25 protein-coding genes and 1 pseudogene are annotated in these 26,297 nt (G+C 69.1%); 11 read left to right on the forward strand and 15 right to left on the reverse strand.

Annotation, left to right across the window (positions count from 1 at the left end; genetic code table 11):
- Positions 1 to 14: 14 nt before the first annotated feature.
- Positions 15 to 1,302: pseudogene (locus tag ABC766_RS11600) on the forward strand (hemolysin family protein).
- 1 nt (position 1,303) lies between these two features.
- Here the strand turns inward: ABC766_RS11600 and ABC766_RS11605 are convergent.
- Positions 1,304 to 2,644: a glutamate--tRNA ligase gene (locus ABC766_RS11605; RefSeq protein ID WP_345822295.1), complete on the reverse strand. Its 1,341-nt coding sequence runs from the start codon at positions 2,642 to 2,644 to the stop codon at positions 1,304 to 1,306.
- 148 nt (positions 2,645 to 2,792) lie between these two features.
- Between ABC766_RS11605 and ABC766_RS11610 the strand changes: the two genes are divergently transcribed.
- Positions 2,793 to 4,070 carry an FAD-binding oxidoreductase gene (locus ABC766_RS11610; RefSeq protein ID WP_345822296.1) on the forward strand — a complete coding sequence of 426 codons (1,278 nt, stop codon included), beginning with the start codon at positions 2,793 to 2,795 and terminating at the stop codon, positions 4,068 to 4,070.
- Positions 4,071 to 4,084: 14 nt separating this feature from the next.
- On the opposite strand, the gene ABC766_RS11615 is transcribed toward ABC766_RS11610, so the two are convergent.
- Positions 4,085 to 4,555 (reverse strand): hypothetical protein, encoded by a 471-nt coding sequence (locus ABC766_RS11615; RefSeq protein WP_345822297.1) that lies wholly within the window; start codon positions 4,553 to 4,555, stop codon positions 4,085 to 4,087.
- On the reverse strand, positions 4,552 to 4,743 hold the full coding sequence (locus ABC766_RS11620) for a hypothetical protein (RefSeq protein WP_244538877.1): 192 nt from the start codon (positions 4,741 to 4,743) through the stop codon (positions 4,552 to 4,554). The genes ABC766_RS11615 and ABC766_RS11620 overlap by 4 nt, the downstream gene beginning before the upstream one ends.
- Before the next feature lie 422 nt (positions 4,744 to 5,165).
- On the opposite strand from ABC766_RS11620, the gene ABC766_RS11625 reads away from it, so the two are divergent.
- The 3 genes from ABC766_RS11625 to ABC766_RS11635 are packed head-to-tail and all read left to right on the forward strand — an operon-like array spanning position 5,166 to position 8,138.
- Positions 5,166 to 5,813, forward strand: a complete 648-nt coding sequence (locus tag ABC766_RS11625) for a TadE/TadG family type IV pilus assembly protein (RefSeq protein WP_078947025.1) — start codon at positions 5,166 to 5,168, stop codon at positions 5,811 to 5,813.
- Entirely contained in the window at positions 5,792 to 6,457 is a 666-nt protein-coding gene (locus tag ABC766_RS11630; RefSeq protein WP_345822298.1) for a TadE/TadG family type IV pilus assembly protein, read from the forward strand. Before ABC766_RS11625 ends, ABC766_RS11630 begins: the two co-directional genes overlap by 22 nt.
- Complete coding sequence (locus tag ABC766_RS11635; protein WP_043760459.1) at positions 6,429 to 8,138, forward strand: TadE/TadG family type IV pilus assembly protein; 1,710 nt, start codon at positions 6,429 to 6,431, stop codon at positions 8,136 to 8,138. The genes ABC766_RS11630 and ABC766_RS11635 overlap by 29 nt, the downstream gene beginning before the upstream one ends.
- A gap of 48 nt (positions 8,139 to 8,186) precedes the next feature.
- Here the strand turns inward: ABC766_RS11635 and dksA are convergent, their stop codons facing one another.
- The 5 genes from dksA to ABC766_RS11660 all read right to left on the reverse strand — a co-directional run bounded on the left by dksA (position 8,187) and on the right by ABC766_RS11660 (position 13,258).
- On the reverse strand, positions 8,187 to 8,606 hold the full coding sequence (gene dksA, locus ABC766_RS11640; RefSeq protein ID WP_012322444.1) for an RNA polymerase-binding protein DksA: 420 nt from the start codon (positions 8,604 to 8,606) through the stop codon (positions 8,187 to 8,189).
- Positions 8,607 to 8,788: 182 nt separating this feature from the next.
- Complete coding sequence (locus ABC766_RS11645; RefSeq protein WP_345822299.1) at positions 8,789 to 9,796, reverse strand: hypothetical protein; 1,008 nt, start codon at positions 9,794 to 9,796, stop codon at positions 8,789 to 8,791.
- Between the two features lie 2 nt (positions 9,797 to 9,798).
- Complete coding sequence (locus ABC766_RS11650; protein ID WP_345822300.1) at positions 9,799 to 11,172, reverse strand: MBOAT family O-acyltransferase; 1,374 nt, start codon at positions 11,170 to 11,172, stop codon at positions 9,799 to 9,801.
- A gap of 194 nt (positions 11,173 to 11,366) precedes the next feature.
- The gene (locus ABC766_RS11655; protein ID WP_345822301.1) at positions 11,367 to 11,762 is read right to left on the reverse strand and encodes a cupin domain-containing protein; all 396 of its coding nucleotides are present in this window, start codon (positions 11,760 to 11,762) and stop codon (positions 11,367 to 11,369) included.
- 248 nt (positions 11,763 to 12,010) lie between these two features.
- Positions 12,011 to 13,258, reverse strand: coding sequence for an Hsp70 family protein (locus ABC766_RS11660; RefSeq protein WP_043381716.1), 1,248 nt, complete (start codon positions 13,256 to 13,258; stop codon positions 12,011 to 12,013).
- Between the two features lie 155 nt (positions 13,259 to 13,413).
- Between ABC766_RS11660 and ABC766_RS11665 the strand changes: the two genes are divergently transcribed.
- Positions 13,414 to 14,910, forward strand: coding sequence for an ATP-binding protein (locus ABC766_RS11665; protein ID WP_043381719.1), 1,497 nt, complete (start codon positions 13,414 to 13,416; stop codon positions 14,908 to 14,910).
- A gap of 117 nt (positions 14,911 to 15,027) precedes the next feature.
- Here ABC766_RS11665 and ABC766_RS11670 read toward each other — a convergent pair whose 3' ends face one another.
- A complete protein-coding gene (locus ABC766_RS11670) occupies positions 15,028 to 15,456 on the reverse strand; it encodes a flagellar assembly protein FliX (RefSeq protein ID WP_043760456.1) in 429 nt (142 codons plus the stop codon).
- A 242-nt stretch (positions 15,457 to 15,698) separates the two neighbouring features.
- Here ABC766_RS11670 and ABC766_RS11675 point away from each other — a divergent pair, with 242 nt between their 5' ends.
- The 3 genes from ABC766_RS11675 to ABC766_RS11685 are packed head-to-tail and all read left to right on the forward strand — an operon-like array spanning position 15,699 to position 17,677.
- Positions 15,699 to 16,835, forward strand: coding sequence for a flagellar basal body P-ring protein FlgI (locus tag ABC766_RS11675; RefSeq protein ID WP_043352227.1), 1,137 nt, complete (start codon positions 15,699 to 15,701; stop codon positions 16,833 to 16,835).
- 25 nt (positions 16,836 to 16,860) lie between these two features.
- Positions 16,861 to 17,217, forward strand: coding sequence for a rod-binding protein (locus tag ABC766_RS11680; RefSeq protein WP_043381723.1), 357 nt, complete (start codon positions 16,861 to 16,863; stop codon positions 17,215 to 17,217).
- On the forward strand, positions 17,204 to 17,677 hold the full coding sequence (locus tag ABC766_RS11685) for a hypothetical protein (RefSeq protein ID WP_043352231.1): 474 nt from the start codon (positions 17,204 to 17,206) through the stop codon (positions 17,675 to 17,677). Before ABC766_RS11680 ends, ABC766_RS11685 begins: the two co-directional genes overlap by 14 nt.
- Positions 17,678 to 17,685: 8 nt before the next feature.
- Here ABC766_RS11685 and ABC766_RS11690 read toward each other — a convergent pair whose 3' ends face one another.
- The 5 genes from ABC766_RS11690 to ABC766_RS11710 form a co-directional block, all read right to left on the reverse strand.
- Positions 17,686 to 18,021: a hypothetical protein gene (locus ABC766_RS11690; protein ID WP_345822302.1), complete on the reverse strand. Its 336-nt coding sequence runs from the start codon at positions 18,019 to 18,021 to the stop codon at positions 17,686 to 17,688.
- Position 18,022: 1 nt separating this feature from the next.
- Positions 18,023 to 18,283 carry a hypothetical protein gene (locus ABC766_RS11695; protein WP_345822303.1) on the reverse strand — a complete coding sequence of 87 codons (261 nt, stop codon included), beginning with the start codon at positions 18,281 to 18,283 and terminating at the stop codon, positions 18,023 to 18,025.
- Between the two features lie 150 nt (positions 18,284 to 18,433).
- Positions 18,434 to 20,029, reverse strand: a complete 1,596-nt coding sequence (locus tag ABC766_RS11700; protein WP_345822304.1) for a flagellin — start codon at positions 20,027 to 20,029, stop codon at positions 18,434 to 18,436.
- Positions 20,030 to 20,031: 2 nt separating this feature from the next.
- The gene (gene flgK / locus ABC766_RS11705) at positions 20,032 to 21,888 is read right to left on the reverse strand and encodes a flagellar hook-associated protein FlgK (RefSeq protein ID WP_345822305.1); all 1,857 of its coding nucleotides are present in this window, start codon (positions 21,886 to 21,888) and stop codon (positions 20,032 to 20,034) included.
- Positions 21,889 to 21,922: 34 nt separating this feature from the next.
- The gene (locus ABC766_RS11710) at positions 21,923 to 23,185 is read right to left on the reverse strand and encodes a flagellar hook protein FlgE (protein WP_043352240.1); all 1,263 of its coding nucleotides are present in this window, start codon (positions 23,183 to 23,185) and stop codon (positions 21,923 to 21,925) included.
- A 298-nt stretch (positions 23,186 to 23,483) separates the two neighbouring features.
- Here ABC766_RS11710 and ABC766_RS11715 point away from each other — a divergent pair, with 298 nt between their 5' ends.
- Together ABC766_RS11715 and ABC766_RS11720 are read left to right on the forward strand one after the other, a co-directional pair.
- A complete protein-coding gene (locus tag ABC766_RS11715) occupies positions 23,484 to 23,951 on the forward strand; it encodes a BLUF domain-containing protein (RefSeq protein ID WP_043352241.1) in 468 nt (155 codons plus the stop codon).
- Between the two features lie 9 nt (positions 23,952 to 23,960).
- The gene (locus tag ABC766_RS11720) at positions 23,961 to 24,419 is read left to right on the forward strand and encodes a response regulator (RefSeq protein WP_043352244.1); all 459 of its coding nucleotides are present in this window, start codon (positions 23,961 to 23,963) and stop codon (positions 24,417 to 24,419) included.
- Between the two features lie 134 nt (positions 24,420 to 24,553).
- Here the strand turns inward: ABC766_RS11720 and ABC766_RS11725 are convergent, their stop codons facing one another.
- A complete protein-coding gene (locus tag ABC766_RS11725) occupies positions 24,554 to 26,167 on the reverse strand; it encodes a peptide chain release factor 3 (protein ID WP_043381739.1) in 1,614 nt (537 codons plus the stop codon).
- Between the last annotated feature and the right edge of the window lie 130 nt (positions 26,168 to 26,297).

Here is a 26,297-nt window from a genome sequence, read left to right on the forward strand (position 1 = left end):
CTCAATGATCCGGTCTGATCGAGCTCCTCGTCGTCGTCCTGCTGATCGCGCTCAACGGCGTCTTCTCGCTGTCGGAGCTGGCCCTGGTCTCGGCTCGCAAGAGCCGGCTGCGCGCCTTGGCCGAGGAGCGCCGCGCCGGCGCGAAGGCCGCCCTCGCGCTGGCCGAGGAGCCGGGGCGGTTCCTGTCCACCGTTCAGATCGGCATCACGCTGATCGGCATCCTCTCCGGCGTGGTCTCGGGCGCGGCTCTGGGCGACCGCCTCGCCCTGATTCTGATCGATCTGGGCTTGGGCAAGGGCTGGGCCGACACATTGGGCTACACCCTGGTGATCGGCGTGATCACCTACCTGTCGGTGATCATCGGCGAACTGGTCCCCAAGCACCTCGCCTTGCGCAACCCCGAACGGATCGCCTGCATGGTGGCGCCCGGCATGCGGGTGGTCTCGCGCGCGGCTCTGCCGGCCGTGTGGCTCCTCGACGCCTCGACGCGGGCGGTGTTCCGGCTGATCGGCCAGGAGACAGAAAGCGCCAGCGCGGTGACCGAGGAGGAGATCCGTAGTCTCGTGGCCGAGGCCGAGACCGCGGGCGTCATCGAGGGCGACGAGCGGGCGATGATCTCCGGGGTCCTGCGCCTCGGCGACCGTCTGGTGCGCGGCGTCATGACTCCGCGCACCGACGTGACCTGGATCGATCTCACCGATGATCCGGAGACCGTCCGGGCACGCATTTTCGCCAGCCCCTATGCCCGTCTGCCCGTCGCCGATGGCGGCCCCGATGCGATGATCGGCGTGCTTCAGCTGCGCGACCTGATCGGCCCCTTGTCGCGGGGGGAGCCCCTCGACCTGCGCGCGCAGGTCCGCGCGGCGCCGGTGCTTCCGGACACGCTCGATGCCCTCGACGCCCTGGATACGCTGCGCCGGGCCTCGGTGCCCATGGCCCTGGTGCACGACGAGTATGGACATTTCGACGGGCTCGTGACCCCGGCCGACATCCTCGATGCCATCGCCGGGGCGTTCCTGTCGGAGGATACGGAGCCGGACGCGGTACCCCGCCCGGACGGGTCCTGGCTGATCGCGGGTTCGATGCCGGTCGATGAACTGACCGACCGGCTGGGCCTGCGTCTCCCGCCCTCGCGCGACTATGCGACGGTCGCCGGCCTGGTCATCGCGGTGCTCCAGCACCTACCGGAAACGGGCGAGACCTGCGACATCGCCGGCTGGCGGTTCGAGGGTCGTGGATCTCGACGGCCGGCGCGTCGACAAGTTGCTCGCGAGCCGTCTCGCCGAAACCGAGGCGTCGTAGCTCAAGCGGTCTCGCCGGACAGACGCCGCGCCGCGCGTGCCCGTCCGATCAGCGGCAGCAGACCCGCGAGGTCCGGGCCGTGCTCCAGCCCGGTCAGCGCGAGGCGGAGCGGCATGAACAGGCCCCTCCCCTTCGCGCCGGTCCGGCTGCGGATCTCCGTCGTCCACGCTTTCCAGGTGTCCGGGCCGTATGGCTCCGGGGGCAGGGTCTCGCGAGCGGCCGAGATCACGGCCGGCTCGGTGAGGACAGGCTCGACCGGGCCGGCGACGACGCGCCACCAATCGGCCGCCTCGGGGACACGGCCGAGATTGGCCCGGACCGCCAGCCAGAAGGCTTCGGCCCGATCCGCCGGAATCCCGAGATCGGCGAGGCGCGCGGCCGCCTCCGCGTACGGCATGGCGTGGATCAGTCGGGCGTTGAGGCCGTCGAGTTCCGCCGGATCGAACCGGGCGGGCGCCCGCGAGATCTCGCCGAGTTCGACGAGGCGCGCGAGGGTGTCGAGATCCGGGACGGCCCGCACGGATTCGGCCGAGCCGGTGAGCACGGCCAGCGAGCGGACCGCCGCGGGCTCGTAGCCGGCCTCGCGCAGGCCGCGCAGCGACAGGTGGCCGAGGCGCTTCGACAGCCCCTCCCCGTCGGCGGTCGTCAGCAGGTTGTGGTGGCCGAAGATCGGGACGGTAGCGCCCAGGGCCTCGAAGATCTGCACCTGCACGCCGGTGTTGGTGACGTGATCCTCGCCGCGGATGACGTGGGTGACGCCGAGATCGGCGTCGTCCACCACCGACGGCAGCGTGTAGAGATAGCTGCCATCGGCGCGGATCAGGACCGGGTCCGACAGGGACGCGCAGTCGACATGGGCCGGACCGCGGACGAGATCGTCCCAGGTGACGGTCCGCGCCTCCAGGAGGAAGCGCCAATGCGGGCGGCGGCCCTCGGCCTCGAACGCCGCGCGCTCCTCGGCGGTGAGCCGCAGAGCCGCCCGGTCGTAGATCGGCGGCTGGCCGCGTCCGAGCTGGCGTTTGCGGCGGCGCTCCAGCTCCTCCGGCGTCTCGTAGCAGGGATAGAGCCGGCCCGCTGCGCGGAGGCGGTCGGCGGCGGCGTCATGCTGCGCCTTGCGGGCGCTCTGCTTCGCGAACAGATCGGGCACGATGCCGAGCCACGCGAGATCCTCGGCGATCGCCGCGGCGAAGGCTTCCGTGGAGCGCTCCGCGTCGGTGTCGTCGAGCCGCAGCAGGAAGCGCCCCCCGGTCCGGCGGGCGTACAGGGCGTTGAGCAGGGCCGGTCGGGCGTTGCCGATATGGAGGTAGCCGGTCGGTGACGGTGCGAAGCGGACGAGAGTCATGGACCGCTCTGTAGCCGATCTCTGCGGGAATGTGCGCGGGACTTCATGACGGCACCGGACCGATGCACCGCCCTGCGGAGTCCCGCTACCCAGGAGGCGGAAAACCCGTCAGAAGGGCGCGCGTGGTGCGGTGCGGGATATGAGCGGCATGGCGACGGACGGGACGGCCGACATCGTGGTGGTCGGCGGCGGGATGGTCGGCCTCGCCAGCGCCATCGCGCTGAAGGATCGCGGCCTCGACGTGGTCCTGTGCGATCCCGGCGAGGCCCGAGCCCGGACCTCCTACGGCAATGCCGGCGTGGTCAGCCGCGGCTCGATCCTGCCGATGTCGAGCCCCGCCCTCTGGGGCAAGCTCCCGGCCTACCTGCGCAACGCCGATTGCGGCCTGCGCCTGCACTACGCGCATCTCCCGCGGATCATCCCCTACACGGCGCATTTCCTGGCGGCCGCCCGCGCCTCCCGGTGGCGCCGCGCGGCAGCGGCGCTGCTCCCCCTGACGACCGCCGCCTATCCGGCCCATGAGCGGCTGGCCGCCCGGGCGGGGACCGGCGACCGGCTCCAGCGGACCGGCTGGATCAAGGCCTATCGCACGGAAGCGGCCTTCGCGGCCGCGGCCCTGGAGCGGGAGATCCTGGCGAGCCACGGCGTCGCCTTCGAGATCCTCGATACGGCGGCCCTGCGCGCCCTCGAGCCGGCCCTGGTGCGGCCCTACGCGCGGGGGATGCTGCTGACCGAGACCGGCTCGGTGCGCGAGCCCGGCCGTCTCATCGAGGCCTGCGACGCCCTGTTCGACGCTCTCGGCGGTCGCCGCCTATGCAGCCACGTCGCCCGCTTGGCGCCTGAGGCGGGCGGGTGGCGCATCGATCACGACAGCGGCACGGTGCAGGCCCGCCAAGTCGTCCTGGCGGCCGGCGCCGCCTCGGGGGCGATCGCCCGATCCCTCGGCTATCGCTTCGCGGTGGCGGCCGAGCGCGGCTACCATCGTCACTACGCCCTGCATCCGGACAGCCCGCCGCTGACCCGGCCAGTCCTCGACACGGGGGCCGGCTCCATCCTGTCGCCGATGGGCGACCACCGGGTGCGGGTCCTGTCCGGCGTGGAACTCAACGCCCGCCGCGCCGCACCCGATCACACCCAGATCGAGGCGGCATCCCGGGAAGCGGCCGGAACGCTCCGGCTCGGCGGGCCCCTGGACAACGCGCCGTGGCTCGGCTCCCGCCCATCGACGCCCGACGGGATGCCGGTCATCGGCCGGGCACCGCGTCACACCGGCCTGCTGTTCGCCTTCGGCCACGGCCATATCGGGCTGTCCACCGGGCCGATCACCGGCGAGATCGTCGCCGATCTCGCCACCGGCCGCACGCCCGCGGTGCCGGTGGCCGCCTTCGCGCCGGAGCGGCTTCTGCGCTGGCCGCGCCTGCTCTGACGGCGCTCCCGCCCTCAGCGCCAGTCGTAGGGGTTGTAGGGCTCGAGCGCAGCCTGGACCTTCCGCAGGACGTCCGGCTGCCGCTGGAGATCGGCCTCCCGGGCCAAAGCCCGGAGGAACGCCTGCGGGCCATGTTCCAGATCCCGCGCCAAGCCGTTGTAGCGGTCGGCGGGCTCGACATGGGGGGGATTCACCGCGACGCGGTACGCGAGGCCGCAGTTCGGCGGGTCGATCCCGAGCCGATAGCAGATCCGCACCCGGGCGAAGGGCACGTCAGGGCGATAATCGACCCGGTACCCGCCGAACCGGAAGGCACCTCCGGTCACGCGCTCGGCATAGGTCAGCGTCCGCGCCACCGTGGTGAAGCCGGCGGTGCGCCGATCGCGCACGAGGTCGATCGCCGCGCGCTCCGTCGGGACGAACGGCTGTGCACAGACGGTACCGGACACCAGCGCGGCCAGGAGAGCGGGAACGACGAATCTCATGGCTTCTTCATGCAGACCGCGACGGGCTCGGCATCCTTGGCCGCCTTGGCGGTCATGTCGAGGCAGCCGACGGTGGATATACCGTCCGTCTGTGTCACGGACGGCAAAACCGCCATGCCCCGGCAATAGGCACCGATCAATTCCTCGTCACGACGACAGGCCACATCCAGGCGCACTTGGCTGTTCATCGACGGCCCCGGCGGACCGGGCGGCCCGGCCGGACCCGTCTCGCCCGTGGGACCGCATGCCCCGGTCGCTCCGTTCAAGCTCGCAGGCCCCGCTGGCCCCGGAGGCCCCCGGTCACCCGTCGCACCGGGAGGTCCTGCCGGCCCCGGCTTCGGCGCGTCACAGGCGCCGAGCGCGAGCGCCATCGCGCCGAGCAGGAGCGCGATCGGTGGGCCTCTCATGCGGGTCTCCGGTGGGGCTTGCGCAGAGGGAACTTGGTGCGCAACCCAATCGGGTCAACGGCGCCTCGTCGATCGGCCCGCGTCGATACAACCAAAAGTAGTAGTCCCTGGATAAACCAGCTCTCGCCGATCGAATTAAGAGTTTTGCAAAATCTTGGCCTCACATCGACTTGTATGGCCATGTCTGACTGATCTGCTTGCTCATGAACGCCCGAAGACACTTCAGCGCGCGGAGCAAAGCGACGTCAGGTTGTCTGCTGAAGAGCCTGGGGCGTGACGCCAGCGGCGCGGCCGCGGTCGAATTCGCCCTCGTGGCGCTGCCCTTTCTCGCGCTGTGCGGCGCGGTCATCCAGATCGCCTTCCAGATCTGGGCGACGCAGAACTTCGATCGCGCCCTGCAGAACGCGGTCCGGACGATCTTCACCGGCCAGTTCCAGCTCGACACGGCGGGTCAGACCGATCCGGCGATCCTGCTCGCGGCCCTGAAGACCCGGATGTGCGGTCCGGCCAGCACGCCCGTCGCCACGGTCTTCAATTGCCAGAACGTCAAGATCGACGTCGCGACGGCGAGCAGCTTCGCGAATGCCACCGCCGCCAAGCCGATCGATACCGCGACGGGTACGTGGAACACCAGCTTCGGCAGCAACTACAAATGCGCTTCGCCGGGGACGATCGTGATCGTCACCGCGGCGGTGCCGTTCCCGACCTTCTTCAACCTGATGGGTCTGAACACGCGGCAATTCACCAGCGGCTCCGCAGCGGGATCGAGCCTTCTGACCTCCACCGCGGTGTTCCGGACCGAGCCCTACCAGATCGTCGGAGGGAGCCCATGCCCGTCGTCTCCGTCCTAGCCCGCCAGGCAGCGCGGCTGCGGCGCGACGGGCGTGGCGGCGCGATGGTCGAATTCGCCGTCATCCTGCCGCTCCTGCTCGCGATCTGGGCCGGCATGACCGAGGTGGCGCACGCCATCGACGAGTGGCGCAAGCTCACGCAGCTCGCCCGCACCGTGGCGGATCTGACGGCGCAGGGCGACACGCAGAACCCGATCAGCCCCACCTTGATGAACGACATCATCGCCTCCGCCACGGCGGTGATGCGCCCGTTCGATACGTCGAAGGTCACGATTGTGGTCAGCGCCATGGGCGTCGACCTGAAGAACCCGAGCCCGGTTCCGCTGGTCTGCTCCAGCGTCGCCAACGCCAACGCCACCGCGCGCAGCCCCGGATCCGCGACCGACCTCACCGTCCCGGACGGCTACCTGACGCCGGGGATGCGCTACGTCCAGGCGGAAGTCACCATCAGCTACGCGCCGATGATCGGCAGCACCCTGGTCAAGCTCGCCAAGGGCGTCAGCGGCACGATCACATTCAAGAGCAGTGCGCCTTGGCCGACCCGCGGCGGAAAGGCCTACGGCGCCAACACGTACACCGAGGTCGTCCTTCCGGACACCAAACACGCGAATTGCGATGGCACAGTGGTCAATCGTGCGTCCTGACAGCGCGCCCAAGCCGCGGCGACCCCGGTTCTTCCACGATCGCGGCGGCAACGTCGCGCTGCTGTTCGCGTTCCTCAGCGTGCCGATGCTGATGCTCGGCGGCGCGGCGATCGATTACGGGTTCGCCACACGGCTGGAGACGAAGCTGCAGGCCGCGACCGATGCCACCGCCCTGCTCCTCTGCCAGACGCCGCTCGCCACGCCGCAGGCCGACCTCAACACCCTCGCCGTGACGACCATGACCGGCGCCATGGGGACCGCGAACCTCGTGGTCGATCCTCTGGCCATCACCAACAACCCCCGCAAGATCACCCTGACCACGCACAAGCTGTCGACGACCTTCTTCGGCGCGCTCACCGGCACCAAGCGGATCAATCCGGGCGCGGTGGCGCAATGCGCCACCCCGCTTCCGAAGACCTTCGAGATCGCACTGGTGCTGGACAATACCGGTTCGATGGCGGAATCGAGCGGCGGCCAGTCGAAGCTCAAGGCCGTGCAGTCGGCTGCGGCGAACTTCGTGGACTACGTCTACACCAGCGCGGCCTTCTCCAGCGCGACCAAGATCGCGATCGTGCCCTTCGCCGGCGCCGTGGCGGTCGATCCGACGGCCTACCGCTACGCCTCCTGGATCGATCTGAACGGCATATCGAGCTACCACTGGACCAATATTGTCCAGTCGCCCCCCGCGCCGTTCAAGAGCCGCTTCGACGTCTTTGCCAAACTGCAGGCCGTCAACCGCGCCTGGGGCTGGGCCGGGTGCCTCGAAACGCTGTCGTACCCGCTCAACGTGCAGGACGGCGCGCCAACCGCCTCGAACAAGGATTCCTACTACGTGCCCCTCCTGGCACCGGACGAGCCGGGGGATGCCAGTGCGCAGGTCGCTCCCTTCCCCGTCGGCAGCCAGAATCCGACGGCCTACAGCTACAACAGCTACCTCGACGACCGCACCGGCGGCAGCTGCCAGAACAGCAATTCCTACACGACGGCGCTCGGACAGGCGTGCAAGTACGTCAACCCGACGGACGCCGTGTCCGCCTCTCCCCTCGGCATCCCGAACGGTCCGAATTTCGGCTGCACGACTCAACCGCTTCAACGGCTGACCAACAACACATCGACCCTGAAGACCCTCATCAACAACATGGCGCCGCTGGGATCGACCAATATCCATGAAGGGTTCATGTGGGGCTGGCGCACGCTCTCGCCCAACAGCGTCTTCGCCGACGGTCAGCCTTACGCGTCGAGCGCGAACAGCTCGAACGCGTCGACGATCAACAAGGTCATCATCCTGATGACGGACGGCACCAACAGCTGGAGCGCCAATCCGTACGCGCCCACCGGATCGCTCTATTTTGCGGCCGCCTACTTCAAGAACGCCAACGGCACGACACCCAATCCGCGCATGCCGCCGAAATACCAGAACATCGCGGATGCGAACACGGCCCGCTCCGCCCTCGACGCCCTGACGGCGGAGGCGTGCAGCAACGCCAAGGCGGTGAACATCTCGATCTACACGATCGGTTTCAGCATTCCGTCCGACCCGATCGACGCGGCGGGTCAGACCCTGCTGAAGAACTGCGCCTCGTCGGCCGACCAATACTTCCTCGCCAACACGTCGGACGACCTGATCAAGGCCTTCCAGACGATCCAGGCGAGCATCGGCGCGCTGCGCCTGACGCAGTAGACCACGCGATCGGAAACAGCGGCGCCCCGGCGTTGAGCCGGACCGCGCTCAGTCGTCGCGGTAGACCCGCTCGCGGCGCTCGTGCCGCTCCTGGGCTTCGAGCGACAGGGTGGCGATCGGCCGCGCGTCGAGCCGGCGCAGGGAGATCGGCTCGCCGGTCTCCTCGCAGAAGCCGTAGGACCCGTCCTCGATCCGGGCGAGAGCCGCGTCGATCTTGCCGGTGAGCTTCCGCTGCCGGTCCCGCGCCCGGAGCTCGATCGCCCGGTCCGTCTCGGACGAGGCGCGATCGGCGAGGTCGGGATGGTTCTCGTTCTCGCTCTGGAGCGCCACCAGCGTATCCTGCGCTTCGCGCAGGATGTCGTTCTTCCAGCTGAGCAGCTTGCGCCGAAAGTATTCGCGCTGCCGGTCATTCATGAAGGGCTCGTCGTCGGACGGGACGTAGCCGTCCTCCAGCTGCACCTTCGCCATGCGTCACCCTCGCTGGATGGTAAACCGCCCACCAGGGGATGGCCGGTGTGCGGCGATAACGTGAGGTGCCGTATAGTCGAGGTGCCTCAGCGCTACAACGCACACAGATGCAGGGGTTGTAACCGGCTGTCACTGCATCGCCGCGTGCGGCAAACAGGCCACGGTACAGATCTTTTACGCTGTCATCGGGTCCGCAGCCGTACGATCGCGGCGGCGATTTCAGCGGTGAGGCCTCGGGCGAGCGGCAGCCTGTAATGGGTCTGATCGAAGAACTGGTCCGGATCCGCCGCCGCGGACCGGCCGTCGCGCCAGTCGACCACCGTGCTCAGGGCGTGCTGCGCGAGCACAGCGCGCACTTCGGCCCGGCAGGCGGCCTCGGCCCGCGCCCGAGGGCTGCCGGGCGGCGGCTCGGCCCGGGCGTAGACCGGGGGAAAGACCACCACGACCGGCGTCGCCGCCGGGATACGGGCCAGTTCGGTGCGCAGCCGCGCTGCGATCGGGAACGGGCCGCCATGATGCGGCTCCGGCTCGGGTCCGACCGGCTTTTCCAGGGCCGCCTTCTTGGCCGGATCGATGCCGAAGCCCTGGCTCAGGTAGTTGCGCTCGTAATCCCACCAGCCGTCGGCCGCGGCGGTCTTGTGGCGCGGATTCAGGAGCCAGCCGAGGCGGTTGACCGTCTCCTGCGCGGCCGAGAAGCGGATGAGCCCCCTCAGATAGGCGGGCCAGTCGCCCACGAGCCAGTAGGGGAATCCATGCTCGCTCGGAAAGGCGGGGTCGTCCGCGCACCAGAATGCGTCGGCCGAGAGCACGATCGCGTCGGGCCTCGCATGGTGCTTCAGATACCAGCCGAGCAGGGCGAACTGCTCGGAGGGACCGGTGGCGGGCACCGAGAGCTGCAGAAACGGAATGCCGGTGAGCCGCGTCAGTGCTGCCGGCTCGATCAGCTGGATATGCGAATTGCCGATCACCACGCCTGAATAGGCCGGATCGCGCCCGCGCATGGCCGAGGCGGTGCGGGGTCCCTGCGGCCGCACGGCGCCCCGGGACAGCAGCGTCGAGCGTCCGGTCTCGTAGGGATCGACCACGACCGCGAGGGCCAGATAGCCCGCGAACAGGCCGACCATCGACAGGGCCAGGATGCGGACGAAGGCACGCCAGTCCCGATCGGTGGTGGGGGGAGCGGGCGCCATCCTCAGAACTGGAAGTAGATGAACTCGTAGTTCGCATCGTCGCCGATCTTCAGCAGGACGAGCACGAACAGCAGCGCGAAGCCGCAGGCGAGGAGCCGCCGCGGCGGCAGGCGGTGCACCGCAGTCCAGGCGGTGGGCCCGACCGTGGCGACCAGGGCGGCGATGGCGATGGTGCGCCACTTGAAGCCCGAGCCCCTGGGCGCCAGCCCGAACAGGCCCTTGAAGATCACGAGGGCCGCCTCGAAGCTCGTCGCCCGGAACAGCACCCAGGTGAGCACGACGAACAGGCTGGTGAGCGCCCAGCCGAGGGGCGCGGGGATCGCGATCCGGGCGCGGCGCGCCAGCACCCCGGCCCCGAGGCCGATCCCGTGGAGCGCCCCCCAGGCGAGGAAGGTCAGGCCCGCCCCGTGCCAGAGGCCGCCCAGCGTCATGGTGGCGGCGAGCGCCCCGACCTGCCGCGGCAGCCCGCGGCGGTTCCCGCCCATCGGCACGTAGAGGTAGTCGCGCAGGAAGCGCGACAGGGTCATGTGCCAACGCCGCCAGAAGTCGCGCAGGGAGGTGGCGCGGTAGGGCGCGTCGAAATTCTGGGGCAGGACGAGGCCGAACAGCAGCGCGATGCCCAGCGCCATGTCGGTGTAGCCGGAGAAGTCGAAATAGATCTGGAAGGTGAAGCCCAGCGTCGCCTGCCACGCCTCCACCACCGTGACGGCCTTGCCGGCGGCGGCGGCCTGGAAGACCGGATTCACGTATTCCGCGAGCGGATCGCCGAGGAACACCTTCTTGGCCAGCCCCACCGTGAGCAGCATCAGCCCGCGGGCGAAGCGCTCGGCGGCGTCGGGCCGCGCGTAGGGCGCCTCGTCGAACTGGTGCATGATCTCGCTCCAGCGCACGAGCGGGCCGGCGAGAACCTGCGGGAAGAAGGCGATGTAGAGGGCGTATTTCACGAGTCCGAAGCTCGGCGCCCGGCCGGCCCGCAGGTCGGCGAGATACATGATGTGGTGGAAGGTGAAGAACGAGATGCCGAGCGGCAGGGCGAGGCCGAGCCGCTGCGCCTCCAGGCCGGGGATCAGGTTGGCGAGATCGGCTGCGAAATCGAGGTACTTGAACACCCCCAGGAGGGCGAGGTTGGCGGCGATGGCGACCGGGATCAGCCATCGGCCGGGCCTGTGCCGATAGAGACGGGCCACACACCAGTTCGCCAGGATCGAGCCGGCGAGCAGCGGCACGAACCGGACATCCCACCAGCCGTAGAACACGAAGGACAGGCCGACGAGGAGCGGCAGCCGCCACCCGGGCGCGGCGCGCGCCACCAGCCCGTGCAGGATCAGCGCGGTCGGCAGGAAGGCGAGGAGGAAGACGAAGGAGTTGAACAGCATCGGGCGAGGCGGCGCGGAGGAGCCCGGATGGGCCGCCGTTGTCTCCGAGCGGAAGGGACCGCCTTGTCGGGGATCAGGGCCGGCCCGTCAATCGCCGGCCGGCGCGCGGCGCCCGGTCGTGCCGGGCGCCCCGTCGCGACCGGTGATCAGGCCGTCTGCGGCAGATCCTGCGCATCGCTCCCGATGCCGGGCGCTTACGTCGGCGCCGGGACCGGTGTCGCCAGCGGCTTGCCCTTCTGCACCGTGAAGGTGACGAACAGCTTGCTTGCCTGCGGTCCGTTCTTCAGCGTGTGCGGGGTTTCCGGCGGGGTCACCCAGGAGGATCCGGGCTTGATCTGCTGCGTCTCCGCGTCCTTGACGCGGAACTCGCCGACGCCTTCCAGCACGTAGCCCGCCTCGGTGCCGGGATGGGTGTGCCAATCGATGAGGAAGTTCGGCTCGACATCGACGATGACTTGAAGCGTCTCGTAACCCTGCGTCGGGCCATCGACACGGGATGTAATCGTCCGTCTTATTCCCCTCGGCGCCTGAGCCGATGCGTCTTCCGCCACGAGGCCGATCGCTGCGCAGAGCACACAACCGGTGAACATCCGCCTGCTCAACATACGCCTTCTCCCCTCGTACCCGGCACGAACCTATTCGGGCCGATCAGGTCGACAGATCGCCAATCCCAATCCACACATCCTGTTCTATAGACTCTAAGACGCAACAATATCCGCTCGTATTACGAACTGTCGACCGTAAATACAGTTGTAAGCGCAAGCGTTCGGCCTGACAACGCGGGCAAACATCAGGGATCGGGCCCCGTTGCAGGCGCCGGATCAGCCGGCACTGCGGATCAGGCGCCGCGCCGGGCCGCCTCGATGGTCAGGCCCAGCCCCACCGAACCGAACGTGTCCCCCTCCACAACCCGGGCGGCGGGCAGCGCGGCCGTGAGCGCGGCGCGCAGATGCGGCAGGCCGGTGGACCCGCCGGTCAGGAACAGGGCGTCGACCCGGTCGGCCGGCAATTCCGCCTGCGCGAGGCAGCGCGCGATCCGGGCCGCCACGGCCCGCGCGAGGTCACCGGTCTGGGCCGACAGGGTCGCGCGATCCACCGGCACGGAGAGGCCGCGCTCCAGAAGGCCGAGATCGAGCACCGTCGCATCCTGCTCGGAGGCCGCGATCTTGGCGCCTTCCACCGCTCCGGCGAGGGCGTGCCCGCGCTCCCCCTCCACCGCCTCGCGCAGCCGCGCGAGCAGGTCGGGCCGGGCGCCGTCGCGGATCACCTCGTCGATCTCCCGCAGGGTCTTCTGATTGTAGAGACGGTTGATCGCCGACCACGTGGCGAGGTCGTGGTAATAGGCGTTCGGCACCGCGAGGTCGCCCCGGCGCATCGGGCTTCCGAGGCCGAGGAGCGGCATCACCGTGCCGAGGCTGAGCTGACGGTCGAAATCGGTGCCGCCGATCCGCACGCCGTCATTGGCCAGGATGTCGCCGGCCCGGTCCGGCCGCCCCCGGCGCTCCGGCGCGAGGCGCACGATCGAGAAATCCGACGTGCCGCCGCCGATATCGGCGACCAGCGCGATCTCCTCGGACCGGACCTGCCGCTCGTAGTCGAGGGCGGCCGCGATCGGCTCGTACTGGAACGAGACCTCCCGGAAGCCGACGTCGCGGGCGATGTCCCGCAGCGTGTCTTCGGCACGGCGGTCCGCCTCCGGATCGCCATCGACGAAGTGGACCGGGCGGCCATGGACCACGCTGTCGAGGCTCTGGCCGCAGGCGGCCTCGGCGCGCTCCTTCACGGCCGTGAGATAGCGGGCGATGACGTCGCGCAGGCGCAGCCGCTGGCGGCCGACCGGTGTGGCCTCATCCATGAGCGGGGTGCCGAGGACGGATTTCAGGCCGCGCATCATCCGGCCGGACCGGCCCTCGACATAGGCCGCCGTCGCGGCCCGGCCGATGATGGGCTCCCGGCCGAGTTCGAAGAAGATCGCGCTGGGGATCGTCCGGTGCGCGCCTTCCAGGGGCAGCAGCGTCGGTCCGTCCGGGCCGTTATGCCCGAGGGTGGTGTTCGACGTGCCGAAATCGAGGCCGCAGGCCGCCATCGTGTCGTAGATCCGGGTTCGTTCTGGGAGGCCGGTGGCCGTACAGGGCCGCGGCGTCCGGGTCCAGGCCGGGCGCGGCACGGCTGGTATGGCGGGAAGCGTGGACAGCGCGACGGCGGCGCAGCCGGATCCGTCGGGCCGTGCTATGAGGCCTTATGCGTTCCGACATCGATCTCGGCCTGACCGGCGAGCGCCCCGCGCTCCTCGACCTCACCGAACTGCTCGCCACGCGGCTTCTGGTCCAGGGCAATTCGGGTTCCGGCAAATCGCACCTGCTGCGGCGGCTGCTGGAGCAGAGCGCCGGCCTCGTGCAGCAGGCGATCATCGACCCCGAAGGTGATTTCGCCAGCCTCGCCGACCGCTACGGTCACGTGGTGGTCGAGGCGGACGGCGACGACGTCGCCCTGCAGCGCATCGCCGCCCGGGTGCGGACCCACCGGGTCTCGGTGGTGCTGTCGTTGGAAAATCTCGACGCCGACGGGCAGATGCGGGCCGCCGCGGCCTTCCTGGGCGGCCTGTTCGACGCCGACCGCGACCATTGGTACCCGATGCTGGTGGCCGTGGACGAGGCGCAGCTCTTCGCGCCAGCGGCGGCCGGCGAGGTCTCGGACGAGGCCCGGCGCCTCTCGCTCGGCGCGATGACCAACCTCATGTGCCGCGGCCGCAAGCGCGGCCTCGCCGGCATCATCGCGACGCAGCGCCTCGCCAAGCTCGCCAAGAACGTGGCGGCCGAGGCCTCGAACTTCCTGATGGGCCGGACCTTCCTCGACATCGACATGGCCCGCGCCGCCGACCTGCTCGGCCTGGAGCGCCGGCAGGCCGAGACGTTCCGCGATCTACCGCGCGGGCATTTCGTGGCCCTCGGCCCGGCCCTGTCGCGGCGCCCGCTGACCATCGCGGTCGGACCGACCCAGACCGTGAGCCGGAGCTCCTCGCCGGTCCTCGTCCCCCTGCCCGACGCCCTGGAAGACGCCCGCGCGCTGATCCTCACGGCAAGCCCGGAGGAGATCGTGGCGCCGTTGGCGCCACGCCCGAAGCCGCGCCCCACTCCGGCGCCGGACGTGCTCGTCCAGCTCGCCAATTACCGGCCGCCGGTGCCCGCCGAGGAGCCGGAGGAGGAGCCCATGGACCCGGAGGCCCGCGAGGCGGCCCTCGCCGAGGTTCTGGCCTCCGTGCTGGCAGATGCCGACGCCGCCGCCTGCACGCCCGCGACGCTCTATCAGGACTTCACCGTCCGCTGCCGCATCCGCCGCCTGCGGGGCGACACGATGGGCCTGCCCGAGTTCAAGCGGCGACTCGCCGTGGCGCGGGCCGAGGCCGGGGGCGCGGTGGCGGACAATTCCGGCTGGGAGCAGGCCCAGGCGATCGCGGCGAGCCTGCCGGACGATCTCGCCGGCCTGTTCCTGGTGGTCGCCCGGGCCGCCATCGAGGGTGCCCCCTGCCCGACCGACACCATGCTGGCCGAGGCCTACGGCACCAGTTCGGGCGGCCGGGCGCGGCGGATGCTGGCCTATCTCGAGGAGCGCGGCGCCATCGTCACCCGCAAGGACCTGCGCGGCGCGCCGATCATCGCGGTGCCGGATCTCGGCGTCGAGACCGGACCGGGCGAGCCGCAGATGCTGCCGGCGGGACCGAAGCGGCGGGTGGTTTAGCCGGGCCGGGCTCGCGTCCGACGCAACAGCTATCGCGTACGGCGCGACGGGGCGAAGCGGCGCGCGGTGCCGCCGGCCGGCGTGCCGCTGTCCGCGCCGACCGTCGCGGACGCCCGGTCAGACGCCCCGGGCCATCTCCAGCTTGGCGAGTTCCACCGCGGCCCGCAGCTCGATCTCGGCCATCAGGCCGTCCAGCCGCGGATCTCCCGACAGGCCCGCACGCTCGTTCAGCCGGCCGGCGATGGCGCGCAGCTCCTGCGGTGCGACGCGGCCACCGAGAAGCGCCGCCTTCAGCCGGTCGAGACCATCGAGAAGGTCGTGGCCGCGCTGGGCCGAGCGCCGCCGCCGCTCCTGGGGTGTATCGGCCTCGGACTGGAGAAGCAGGACCGCGTCCAGCCCGGCCAAAGTCGCGGCGGCTGCCGGCGCACCGGCCCCCGTCCCGGGAGCCGGGGCCGCACCGAGGCTGAAGCCGGCGCCCCCCTCGGGCTTCCGGGGAGCCGCGACGCCGCCGGCACTCTGGATCGGCTGGCGAGTCTCGACACGCATGATCCGGTTCGCGTTGCTCCAAGCGCCCCCGCGCAGGACCCGAAACTCGGCCCCTAGGGTTAAGCGCGGGTAAACGAGGCGGCAGAAGCTGCCGGGTCGGCAGGTTCGGTCCCGGTGCGCCGGAACGCGCCGCCGGGGACCCGGAGCGAAAAATACCATTCCTTCAAAGCCTTGCCGCACCGGCTCGACTGGCACGGCCCTGGCAGGATGGCGGCAGGTCCGTTCTTGGTCGAAAATCCGGCATGCGCCCGCGTCACGCGTTCTGTCCCCTCCGGTTTCTGCTCGGTGTCGTCGCGGGCGCCCTGCTGCTCGCCGCCCTGCCCGGGCCGGCGCTGGCCCTGTCGCGCGTCAAGGACCTCGCCTCCATCGAGGGCGTCCGCCAGAACCAGCTCGTCGGCTACGGGATCGTGGTCGGCCTCAACGGCACCGGCGACACGCTCAACAACATCCCGTTCACCAAGCAGTCGCTGCAGGCGATGCTGGAGCGCCTCGGCGTCAACACCCGCGGCGCCACGATGCGGACGCAGAACCTCGCCGCCGTGATGGTGACGGCGAGCCTGCCGCCCTTCGCCGCACAGGGCACGCGGATCGACGTGACGGTCTCGTCTCTGGGCGACGCCAAGTCCCTCCAGGGCGGCACCCTGCTGGTTACGCCGCTCCTCGGCGCCGACGGCGAGGTCTACGCCCTGGCGCAGGGATCGGTGGCGATCGCGGGATTCTCGGCCGAGGGCGATGCCGCCAAGATCACCCGGGGCGTGCCGACGAACGGCAGGATCTCCAACGGCGCCAATATCGAGCGCGAGATCGCCTTCAAGCTGAACGACGCACGCGCGCTGCGGCTCTCCCTGCGCAATCCCGACTTCACGACCTCGAAGCGGATCGCCGCCGCGATCAACGACTTCATGGGCGCCGACACCGCCGAGCCCACCGATCCGGCAACCGTCACGATCCAGATCCCGACCCGCTACAACGGCAACATGATCCGGCTGATCACCGAGGTGGAGCAGTTGAAGGTCGAGCCGGACCAGACCGCCCGGGTCGTCGTCGACGAGCGCTCCGGCATCATCGTCATGGGCCGGGACGTGCGCGTCTCCACGGTGGCGATCGCGCAGGGCAATCTCACCGTCACCATCACGGAACAGCCGCAGGTGAGCCAGCCGGCGCCGCTGTCCAATGGCCGCACCGTGGTGGTGCCGCGCACCGGCGTGAAGGTCGATACCGGCGACGGCAACAAGCTCGCCCTGGTCAAGGAGGGTGTCAGCCTGCGCGAGCTGGTCGATGGCCTCAACGCGCTGGGTGTCGGCCCGCGGGATCTGATCTCGATCCTGCAGGCGATCAAGGCCGCCGGCGCGCTTCAGGCCGACATCGAGCTGATGTGATCAACCGGACCTGGAGGGTCGAACCATGCTGCAACTCGCCAGTCTCGCGGCCAATGCCGCCGGCATCGGGACCTCGGTCGCCGGGAGCGCCGTCGACGGGGTCATCAAGTCGGCCAGCAAGGCCAAGGCTTGGAAGACCGCCACCGAGTTCGAATCGATGTTCTTGGAGAACAGCCTGGATCGGCTGACCCAATCGGACGGCACCGAGGGACCGTTGGGCGAGAACGGCACCGGCGGCGGTGTCTACCGCTCGATGCTGACCAAGGAATACGCGACCCAGATCGTGAAGAGCGGCGGCGTCGGCATCGCCGATTCGATTTTCCGTGAGATCATGAAGATGCAGGGTGCGGCGAGCGATGGAGCGACCAATGCAAAGGGCTGAACCGCTGCGCGTCGCGGACCGGGTCACCGCCGAGGCCCTGGTGGCTGGCGTGCTCGGCAACATGGCCGCCCTGGAGGCCGTGCTCGCCGAGGAGGCTGCCTTCGTCCGGGAGGGCCGCCTGCAGGAGGGCGTCGCCGCGGCCGAGCCGAAGGCCGCGCTGGCCGCCGCCTACATGCAGGGCCTCGAGGTCGCGAAGGCGAACGCCGTCGCGCTGAAGCGCTTCCATCCCGACGGGGTCGAGGCCCTGCGCACGGCCCATCGCCGTTTCACCGCGGCCGTGGAGGCCAACCAGACGGTGCTCGCCAGCGCCAAGACCGTATCGGAAGGGCTGATCAAGACCCTGGCGGAGGAGATCGGCCGGGCTCAGCTGCCGTCCGGCTACGGCCGGCAGATTCCGGCCCCCTCCCCGTACGGCCGCGGTGTGCGCAGCGGACCGCTGGTCCTCTCGCGCAACCTCTGAGCCGCGCCTCAACGGCGGCCGGTGCCGATCCGAAGGTAGGTCCGCACCTCGCCGAGATCCGTGTCCGCGCGGTTGTCGATCGCGAGGCGGCCGGCGACGGCCGGCGCCGCCGCCAGGCCATGCCCCGCGCCCAGATCCGCTCCCGCCGTGACGCGGCCCGAGATGCGGATGCAGCCGCCGCTCCCCGGCAGGCGCACGAAGCCCGGCCCCTTGGAGGGGCACGGCACAGGTCCGGACGTCTTGGGCAGGTCCCGGAGATCGAGGGCGGCGGCTGTCCCGGCGCCGGACAGGCCCGCCGCGATGAGAGCCGCCATAACCGCCAGCATGCGGAGCCGGCCGCGCATCTCAGGCGGCCTGGCGCGCGAGATTCCGGTGAAGCTGGTCGATGTACTGCTCGACCTCGCCGATGAACGGATCGAGATCCGGCTCGTGGAAGCGCAGACGGGCGAGGTCGCGCAACAGGATGTCGAGGGCGATGGCGCGCTCGCCGGGATGGGCATAGCCCGCAAGATACGCGTCGACGGCCTGTTCCACCATCCCGATCGCGCCGATCCGCGGCGCGATCCCGAGGCGAAGGACGAGTTCGATGGGTCCGGGCAGCGACATGCCGACCTCTCCTCGATCGAATCACGGCGCGTGGGCGCGTCCGCACGCCGCGGTTCAATCCCGGAAAACGGCAAGACTATGGTCGCTCGGGCCGAGACGGATCTTTCGGATACCGGCCGCGCTCGGTCGGGGACCAATCTCCGTGAACGATCAGCTGATGTAGTTCACCAGTGACAGCTTGGAGAGCGTCGAGGTGACCTGATAGCTGGCCTGGAGCCGGTTCTGCACGTCGAGCAGCTTGGTGATCACCTCTTCGGGGGAGGCCTGCTCGATTCCGTCCAGGGTGTTCTGGACGGTGTTCTGGGTGGCCTTGTTGGTCGTACTGGCGTTCGAGAGGCGCGCCGACGCGATGGTCAGTTGTGTGACCGTGTCCTGGACGCTGGGGGTCTGGCTGGCGGAAGCCAGCAGCCCGCCGGCCTTGGTCGCGACGGCCTGATAGGTGTTGTAGGTGCTGGCATCGTTCGTGGTCGGCAGGGCGTAGGCCATGGTCGCCAAGCCCGCCAGCACGTTCTGGATCTCGGCCGTGTTGGCCCGCGCTCCCGTGCCGACGGTGCCGGTCGCGCTGACCTGGACCGACTGGGTATCGATCGCAGAGGTCGGCTCCGGCGGCGTCTTGGACGTGTCGTAGGTGTTCTCGCCCTGGTACCAGAGCACCGTCGTGTTCGGGTCGGGGCTTGCATATCCGACCGGGTTGGTTCCGGAATAGACGACCCGCTGGGGGATCACGCCGTTTCCGCCCGGCCCCCCGTTCACGGACCCGCTGAAGAACTGCGTCGCCGCGTCGGCTGTGGCCTTCACCGCCAGCGTGCTGCTCGCCGCGCCCGTCAGCGCCTTCGTGAGGGTATCGGAGAGGTTCTTCATCGTTTCGGCGGAGTTGGCGCCGATCGCGAAGGTGGAGTTCGAGCCCGCAACCACGCTGGTCGCTGCGGTCAGCGTGATGGTCGTGGACGTCCCCTCGGGTGTCACCAGCGAGAAGCTGATGCTGTCGCCGGGGGCCGGCTCGGCGCTCGCGCTCGTCAGATTGACGGTCAGGGTCGCCGGGACCGTGCTCGAGACGGAAGCGGTCAGAGCCCCCGTGGCCGTCGCGGTGCTGCCGAGGGTGAAGCCGAAATTGCCGCGCGTCCCGGGGTTCGATTCCTCCGTGACCTGGATCGGGATCGCCGTCGACGCGCTCTGCGTCAGCCGGCCGTTCTTCTGGGTGCCCAGCTGTGCGCTGACCCGCTCGTTGATGACATCCGTGAGGCCGTCGAGCGTTTGGCCGGTCGAGTCGGTCGATCCGTTGAGGATCGTGTTCGCATCGAGCACCGGCTGGGTCTCGGTGTTGGTCCCACCGAACAGGTAATTGCCCGCCGCCGACTGATTGAGCGTGTCGAGCACCGTCTGGAGGTTGGCCAGCGCCGTCGCGCGGCCGGACACGGAGTTCGCCGCCACGCTCTGCAGGCCGTTCTGCAAGGTCGACGCGGTGCTCGTCCCGATACTCGCCACCTGTGTCAGGCTCGTCACCGCCAGGTTGGTCCGGGTCTGGGCCGCGGTGATGCCGCTGGCATAGCCGTTGAGGGCGCTCAAGGTGGCCTGAGCCGCCAGCGCTGTGGAGCGACCGGAGCCGAGCCCGCCATAGGTCTGCGAGACCTGACCGCTGGAGAGCTGGTTCGACAGGTCGTTGAGCTGGTTCTTCAGCGTCAGGAGCTGCGAGGCGTTGCGATTCGTGATGTACGAGCCGGCCGCGAAGGGGGTGATCGTCGTCATGATCAGATCTGCAGCAGCTGGTTGAGCATGTCGCGGGCCGCCGTCAGCACCCGGGCGTTGGCGCCGTAGGCGGTCTGCAAAGCGATCAGATTCGACATCTCCTGGTCGATATTGACGCCCGCCCCGGCGGAGAACCGGCTTTGGGCGGTGGAGAGCGCCGTCTGCTGGGTGTCGTCGATCGCCGACGCGTTCGCGGAGGCCGCCCCCTGGGTCGAGACGATGTCCTGCGCGAAGCCGATCACGGTGGCATTGTAGGGCGCCGAGACACCGCCGATGCCACTGGACGACGAGAAGGTCTGCTGGGTGGAGGTCAGCGCCGAGAACAGCTTCTGGGCGCGTGACCCGGAGGCGCTGGGATCGGTGGCGCTCGTCTGGGTGAGCGCCGCCGTGTTTCCGGACAGGGCGGCATTAACCGTGATGCGCTGGGCGAATCCGGTGAGCTGCGAGCCATTGTCGAGCGAGCCGGTGTAGAGCTTGTTGGGCGTACCGTCGACGAACAGGGCGAGCGACGGGTTGCCCGAGGTCAGGTCACTGACCGACGACATCGGGGTGATGTTGGCCGTCGCCGACGTCACCGTGTCGGAACTCCCGGCCGCCGGCCCGATCACCAGAGCGGCGCCGGTGCCCGAAGCCGCAACTTTAGCGGAGAGACCGAGATTCCCGAGGGCCGTGTTGATCGCGCCGGCGTAGTCCGATCCGCTGCTCGGAATCTTGAACGTCTGGACGAGGGCCGTGGAATCCTTGGTCTGGCTCGCGGGGACTGACGTGGCGTCATCGTTGGACGCGACCAGGATGACGTTGCGCACCGTGCCGTTCACCGTCACCGGGAAGGTCAGGGTGTTGCCCGGCTGGATGCCGGTCAGGTCGATGGACGTCTGCGTGCCGTTGGACGTGCCGGTGACGGTCTTGTCGCTGAGCGCGCTGGCCAGGCCGGCCGCGAGGTCGTCCAGCTGACGTTGCGCCTGCGGCAGGGTCTGGTCGCGCAGTTCGATCCCGGCGGCCAGGCTCCCGGAGCGCAGCACGCCGGGGGCGCCGAGATCGATCTTGCCGCCGCCCGGCAGCGTGGCCGTGATGGTGCCGACCGTGCGCTGCGTCGGATCGGTGGAATAGGCGGAATTGGCGTCGAGGATCCCGCGTCCGTCGAAGCTGAGCGTCGCCGCGTTTCCGTGATCCACCAGTGTGACCCCCGACCGGGTTATCACCGAGACCGTTCCGTCCCTCTGATCGGACGTCTGGACATCCATGTAACTGGACAGGCTGTTGATCGCCTGGTCGCGCTGGTCCTGAAGGGCGGTCAGCGTGGTGCTGTCGGTGTTGTTCTGGATCTTGCCGTTCAGGGTCGCGATATTGGCCAGCAGCGTGCTGGCGGCGCTCGTATCGCTGCCCAGTTGCGATTCGATGCCGGTACGCAGGTTCTGAACCGTGCCGGCGGAACTGTTGATCAGGCTCGCGAGCGCGGAGGCGTTGCCCAGCACCGTCGTGCGGGCGGCCGCCGAGGTCGGATTCGCCGCGAGTTCCTGAAGCGACTGCGTGAAGGTGTTCAATGTGCCGTCGAGGGAGGTCGAACTGCCCGGCGTCCCGTAGAGGGCATCGAGCTGGGTGGCGATGCCGGCCTTGGTGCTGGTGTAGGCAGCCCCCGATGTCTCCAGCCGGAGCTGGTTCAGGGCCGCAGCGTCGAAGCTGCGGGTGATCGTCCCGACGGCGACACCCGAATTGTTGGTGCCGGTGGCGACCGTCGAGACCGTCCGCTTGACGTAGCCCGCAGTCCCCGCATTGGCGACGTTCTGCGAGACGATGTTGATGGCCGCCTGCGTGGCGGCCAAACCCGCGGTCGCGGTCGAAATCGCGTTCAGCGACATATCACGGCCTCCGCGTCGCGAGCCCCGGCCTCAATCAGCGAATCACGTTCAGCAGGTCAGACATCATCGTCTGCGCCGTCGACATGACCCGCGTGTTCGCAGAGTACGCCTGCTGGGTTACGATCATCTTAGAAAATTCGCTGGCAATGTCGGTATTGGATTGCTCGATGCTGGCACCATTGATCGTGCTGCCGTTGAGACCGGTGAGCGGCGGCCCGGAATCGGCCGTCTGCAAATAATTCCCCTTCCCGTCGGCCTTCAGCCCGTCGGGATCGGCGAATTGCGAGATGCCCACGGTCGCGACGGGAATCACCGAACCGTTCGAGAATGTGCCGTTGATCTTGCCGTCCTCACCCACGGCGACGCTCATCAGGGTGCCGGCACTGTTGCCGCTCTGGCTCAGCGCCTTGGTGGTCACGGCACCGCTGGCATCCGCGTATTGGGTCAGCCCGCCGCTGATATCCAGGCTGAGCGACGAGAAGGTATAGTCGCCGATCTGCACGCCGGTCAGCGGTACCGGCGTGGTGGAGGCCGGGCTCGTGAGCTTACCGGTTGAGTCGAACGTGAAGGCCGGCCCGGTCTGCGTCCAAGACGGCGTGTCGGTGGTGCTGCTGTTGTAGTACAAGTCCCACGACGAGGGCGAGGTGCCGGCCGTCGTCGTCTGAACCCAGCGCATGCTGATCGTCACCGGTGCCCCGGTCGTGGTGTAGCCCGTGATCGATGGACCGGCGATGCTGTTGGGTGGCTGAGCCGAGGCGCTCACCGTGGGCGTGGCCGGCAGGTTGGCCGAATACGTGATCGTCTTCGTCTCTTGCGCCGGAAGAGTGAGGTTGCCGATGTTGACGGGGCCCGTGCTGGTGACCTGACCGGTCGTGGGATCGAGGTTGGTCCCGGTCAGGTACCCACCCGCGCCGTTGACCAGATAACCGTCCTTGTCCTGCGAGAAGTCGCCGCGACGCGTGTAGACATTCGCGCCGCTGAAGGTTGGCGAATTGTTCGCGTCACCGGTCTTCTGCACCACGGTGAAGAAACCGGTGCCGCTGATCGACATGTTGGTCGGTACGCTGGACGAGACCACGTTGCCGGCAATCGTGTTCGTCAGCTGCGACTGGGCCAGGACGGATCCGGCGACCTCGCGTTTCGGCGTCGTCTCGGCCATCAGATCGACGAAGCTGGTGTCGATGCGCTTGTAGCCGGTCGTCTGCGAGTTCGCGATGTTCCCGGAGATGTTGCTGATGGCATAGGACTGCGCCTGGAGACCGGAGACCGAGGTCTGCAGGGCGGAAAAAAGATCCATGGCGAACGATCCCAATACGCGCCGCTCTGGCCCGCAGGCTCGATGCGCCGCAACCGGCATGCCAGGGCTAAGTCTTTGATATTTCGGAGTCGCGGGGTTCCGGACCCGGCAGGGTTCGCCGGGCGCGGCGGCGGTCCCGGCAGATCCTGCCGGGTGGGATCCACGCACGGTCGGACGCGATCGGGCCGCGTTTACGCGGTGTTATTCCACACGCGCGAAGATACGGCCGGGCCAGGGCCACGCGCGGTGCGTCCTGACCGGAAGCGCTGAACGGATACGGATTTCGGATCTCGGGATCATGCGGGCGAAACGGACGAGCCTCGTCCACATCATCTACTTCTCACGCCTGAACCTGTCGTCCGAACCGGCGAAGAGGTCCGAGCAGATCAATGAGATCGGCCGGACCGCCCAGAAGAAGAACGAGTTTGCGGTGATCACAAGCTTCCTGGTCATCGAGGGAAATTTCGCCTGCCAGGTGATCGAAGGCGAGCGCTCGTCGGTGCACGAGACCTTCGACCGGGTGAGCGCGGACAGCCGCCACCGGGATGTCCAGATCAGCGAGTGGCGCGAGATCGCCAAGCGCGAGTTCGTCCACTCGTTCAAGAGCGCGCAACGTACCGCCGGCAACGACACGCTGTTCGCGAAGGCCAACCTTCTGCCGATGCTCCAGCGCGGCACGCCGAAGGCTTCCGCGATCCACGGGCTTTGCCTGTCGCTCCAGTCCGACGCGATGTCCCGCCAGGGCATCGACCATCTTTTCATCTGAGCCGCGCCGATGTCCGAGAGCGATACGCCCCCGATCCTCATCGTCGACGATCAGGAGAAGCTTCTCCGGCTGATCGTGATGCTGATGACACGCATCGGCTTCCCGGATGTCGAGGGCGTCACCAGCGCGACGGAAGCCCTGGAGCGGATGCGGCAGCGCCGCTACGCCCTGGTGATCTCCGACCTCGACATGGAGCCGATGGACGGGCTCAGCCTGCTGCGCGAGATCCGGGCCGACGACGCGCTGATGAACACGCCCTTCATGCTCACCGAATCGTCCTTCGACTTCGAGGACATCAACCTCGCCCACCAGGCGGGCGCGGACGCCTTCATCCTCAAGCCCTTCGACATGGCGGTGTTGAAGTCGAAACTGAAGCAGGTGCTCAACCGCAAGCCGCGCAAACGCGAAATGCCGATCGCCTCGGAGTCGAGTCTGAGCGTCGAATTCCCGATGCTCGGCAAGTTCTGACGCGGCCCTGGCGTCGCGGGGGCGGCACAGCGGTCCGGGCAGCGCCGCCGCGATGAGCGTTACGCCGCCGGATTGTCACGCCGCGCGCGCGACGACGCGCGGCGCCCGCCGTCGGAGCGGGGCTCCGGACCGGCTCACACCGCCCGCTTCTGATAGTCCTTCACATCGGTGAAGCGCACCGCCGGGTAGCGCTCCTCTTCGTAGCGGAGCGAGAACGCCGTGGTCGCCATGAAGACCGGGGCCCCGTCGAGGTCCTTGGCCATGGCCGATCCGTGCGAATCGACGAACTTGTCGAGTTCCGCCTCCGAGTCGGACGACACCCAGCGGCAGACCGAGAACCGCGAGGTCTCGTAATCCACCGGCAGGCCGTACTCGGCCTGGAGCCGTTCCTTGAGCACGTCGAGCTGGAGCGCGCCGACCACGCCGACGATCGCCTGGCTGCCGTCCTGCGGCACGAAGACCTGAACGACGCCTTCCTCGCCCATCTGCTGCAGCGCCTCGCGGAGCTTCTTGGCCTTCATGGCGTCGGTGAGCTTGATCCGGCGCAGGATCTCGGGGGCGAAGCTCGGCACGCCGCGGAACACGAGGTCCTCGCCCTCGGTGAGCGTGTCGCCGATCCGGAGGGTACCGTGGTTCGGGATGCCGACGACGTCGCCGGCATAGGCCTCGTCGGCGATGGCCCGGTCCTGGGCGAAGAAGAATTGCGGCGCCGAGAGCGAGATCGGCTTGCCGGTGCGCACCAGCCGGGCCTTCATGCCCCGGTTGAGCTTGCCCGAGCAGACCCGCATGAAGGCGATCCGGTCCCGGTGGTTCGGGTCCATGTTCGCCTGGATCTTGAACACGAAGCCGGTCATGCGCGGCTCGGTCGGCTCGACGAGGCGCTTGTCGGCGTCCTGGCCGCGGGGCGGCGGGGCCACCTTGGCGAGACCGTCGATGAGGTCGCGCACGCCGAAATTGCGCAGCGCCGAGCCGAAGAACACCGGCGTCAGGTGTCCCTCGCGGAACGCGTCGAGGTCGAAGGGCTTCAGGCCGCCCTCGGCCAGCTCCACCTCCTCGCGCCACGCGTCCGCCGCGCCGTCCTCAGTGAGCAGCTCGTCGAACAGCGGGTCGTCCGGGCCGGACACCGCCACCATCCCGGCATCCTCGGCGGCGTCGAGCCGGCGCACGCGGTTGCCGCCGAGTTCGTAAGTTCCCGAGAAGTTGCGGCCGGTGCCGATCGGCCACGTCACCGGGGCGACGTCCAGCGCCAGCGTCTTCTCGATCTCGTCGAGCAGCTCGAACGGGTCCCGGGCCTCGCGGTCGAGCTTGTTGATGAAGGTGACGATCGGGATGTCGCGGAGGCGGCAGACCTCGAACAGCTTGCGGGTGCGCGCCTCGATGCCCTTCGCCGCATCGATCACCATGACGGCCGAATCGACCGCCGTGAGCGTCCGGTAGGTGTCTTCCGAGAAGTCCTCGTGGCCGGGCGTATCGAGGAGGTTGAAGACGCAATCGCCGTACTCGAAGGTCATCACCGAGGTGACCACCGAGATGCCGCGCTCCTTCTCGATCCCCATCCAGTCGGACCGGGTCGAGACCCGGTTGCGCTTGGCCTTGACCTCGCCGGCGAGCTGGATCGCACCCCCGAACAGGAGCAGCTTCTCGGTGAGCGTGGTCTTGCCCGCGTCCGGGTGGGAGATGATCGCGAAGGTGCGCCGCCGCGACACCGGATCGGCCGGCCTCGCCTCGGTCTTGGTCTGCATCAGCATGGAGCGAACGCTCTGGATCGGCGGAACGTGGTGGTGCGCGGCGCGGCATTCGCGCGGTCTCGGGATCGTGTAGCGGCAAGCCCCGATATTGGCAAAGACGCCGGCATGATGGGGCCGCCTTTCAGGCACG

Origin of the sequence: Methylobacterium fujisawaense (assembly GCF_039619325.1) — a bacterium.
Taxonomy (GTDB): Bacteria; Pseudomonadota; Alphaproteobacteria; order Rhizobiales; family Beijerinckiaceae; genus Methylobacterium; species Methylobacterium fujisawaense.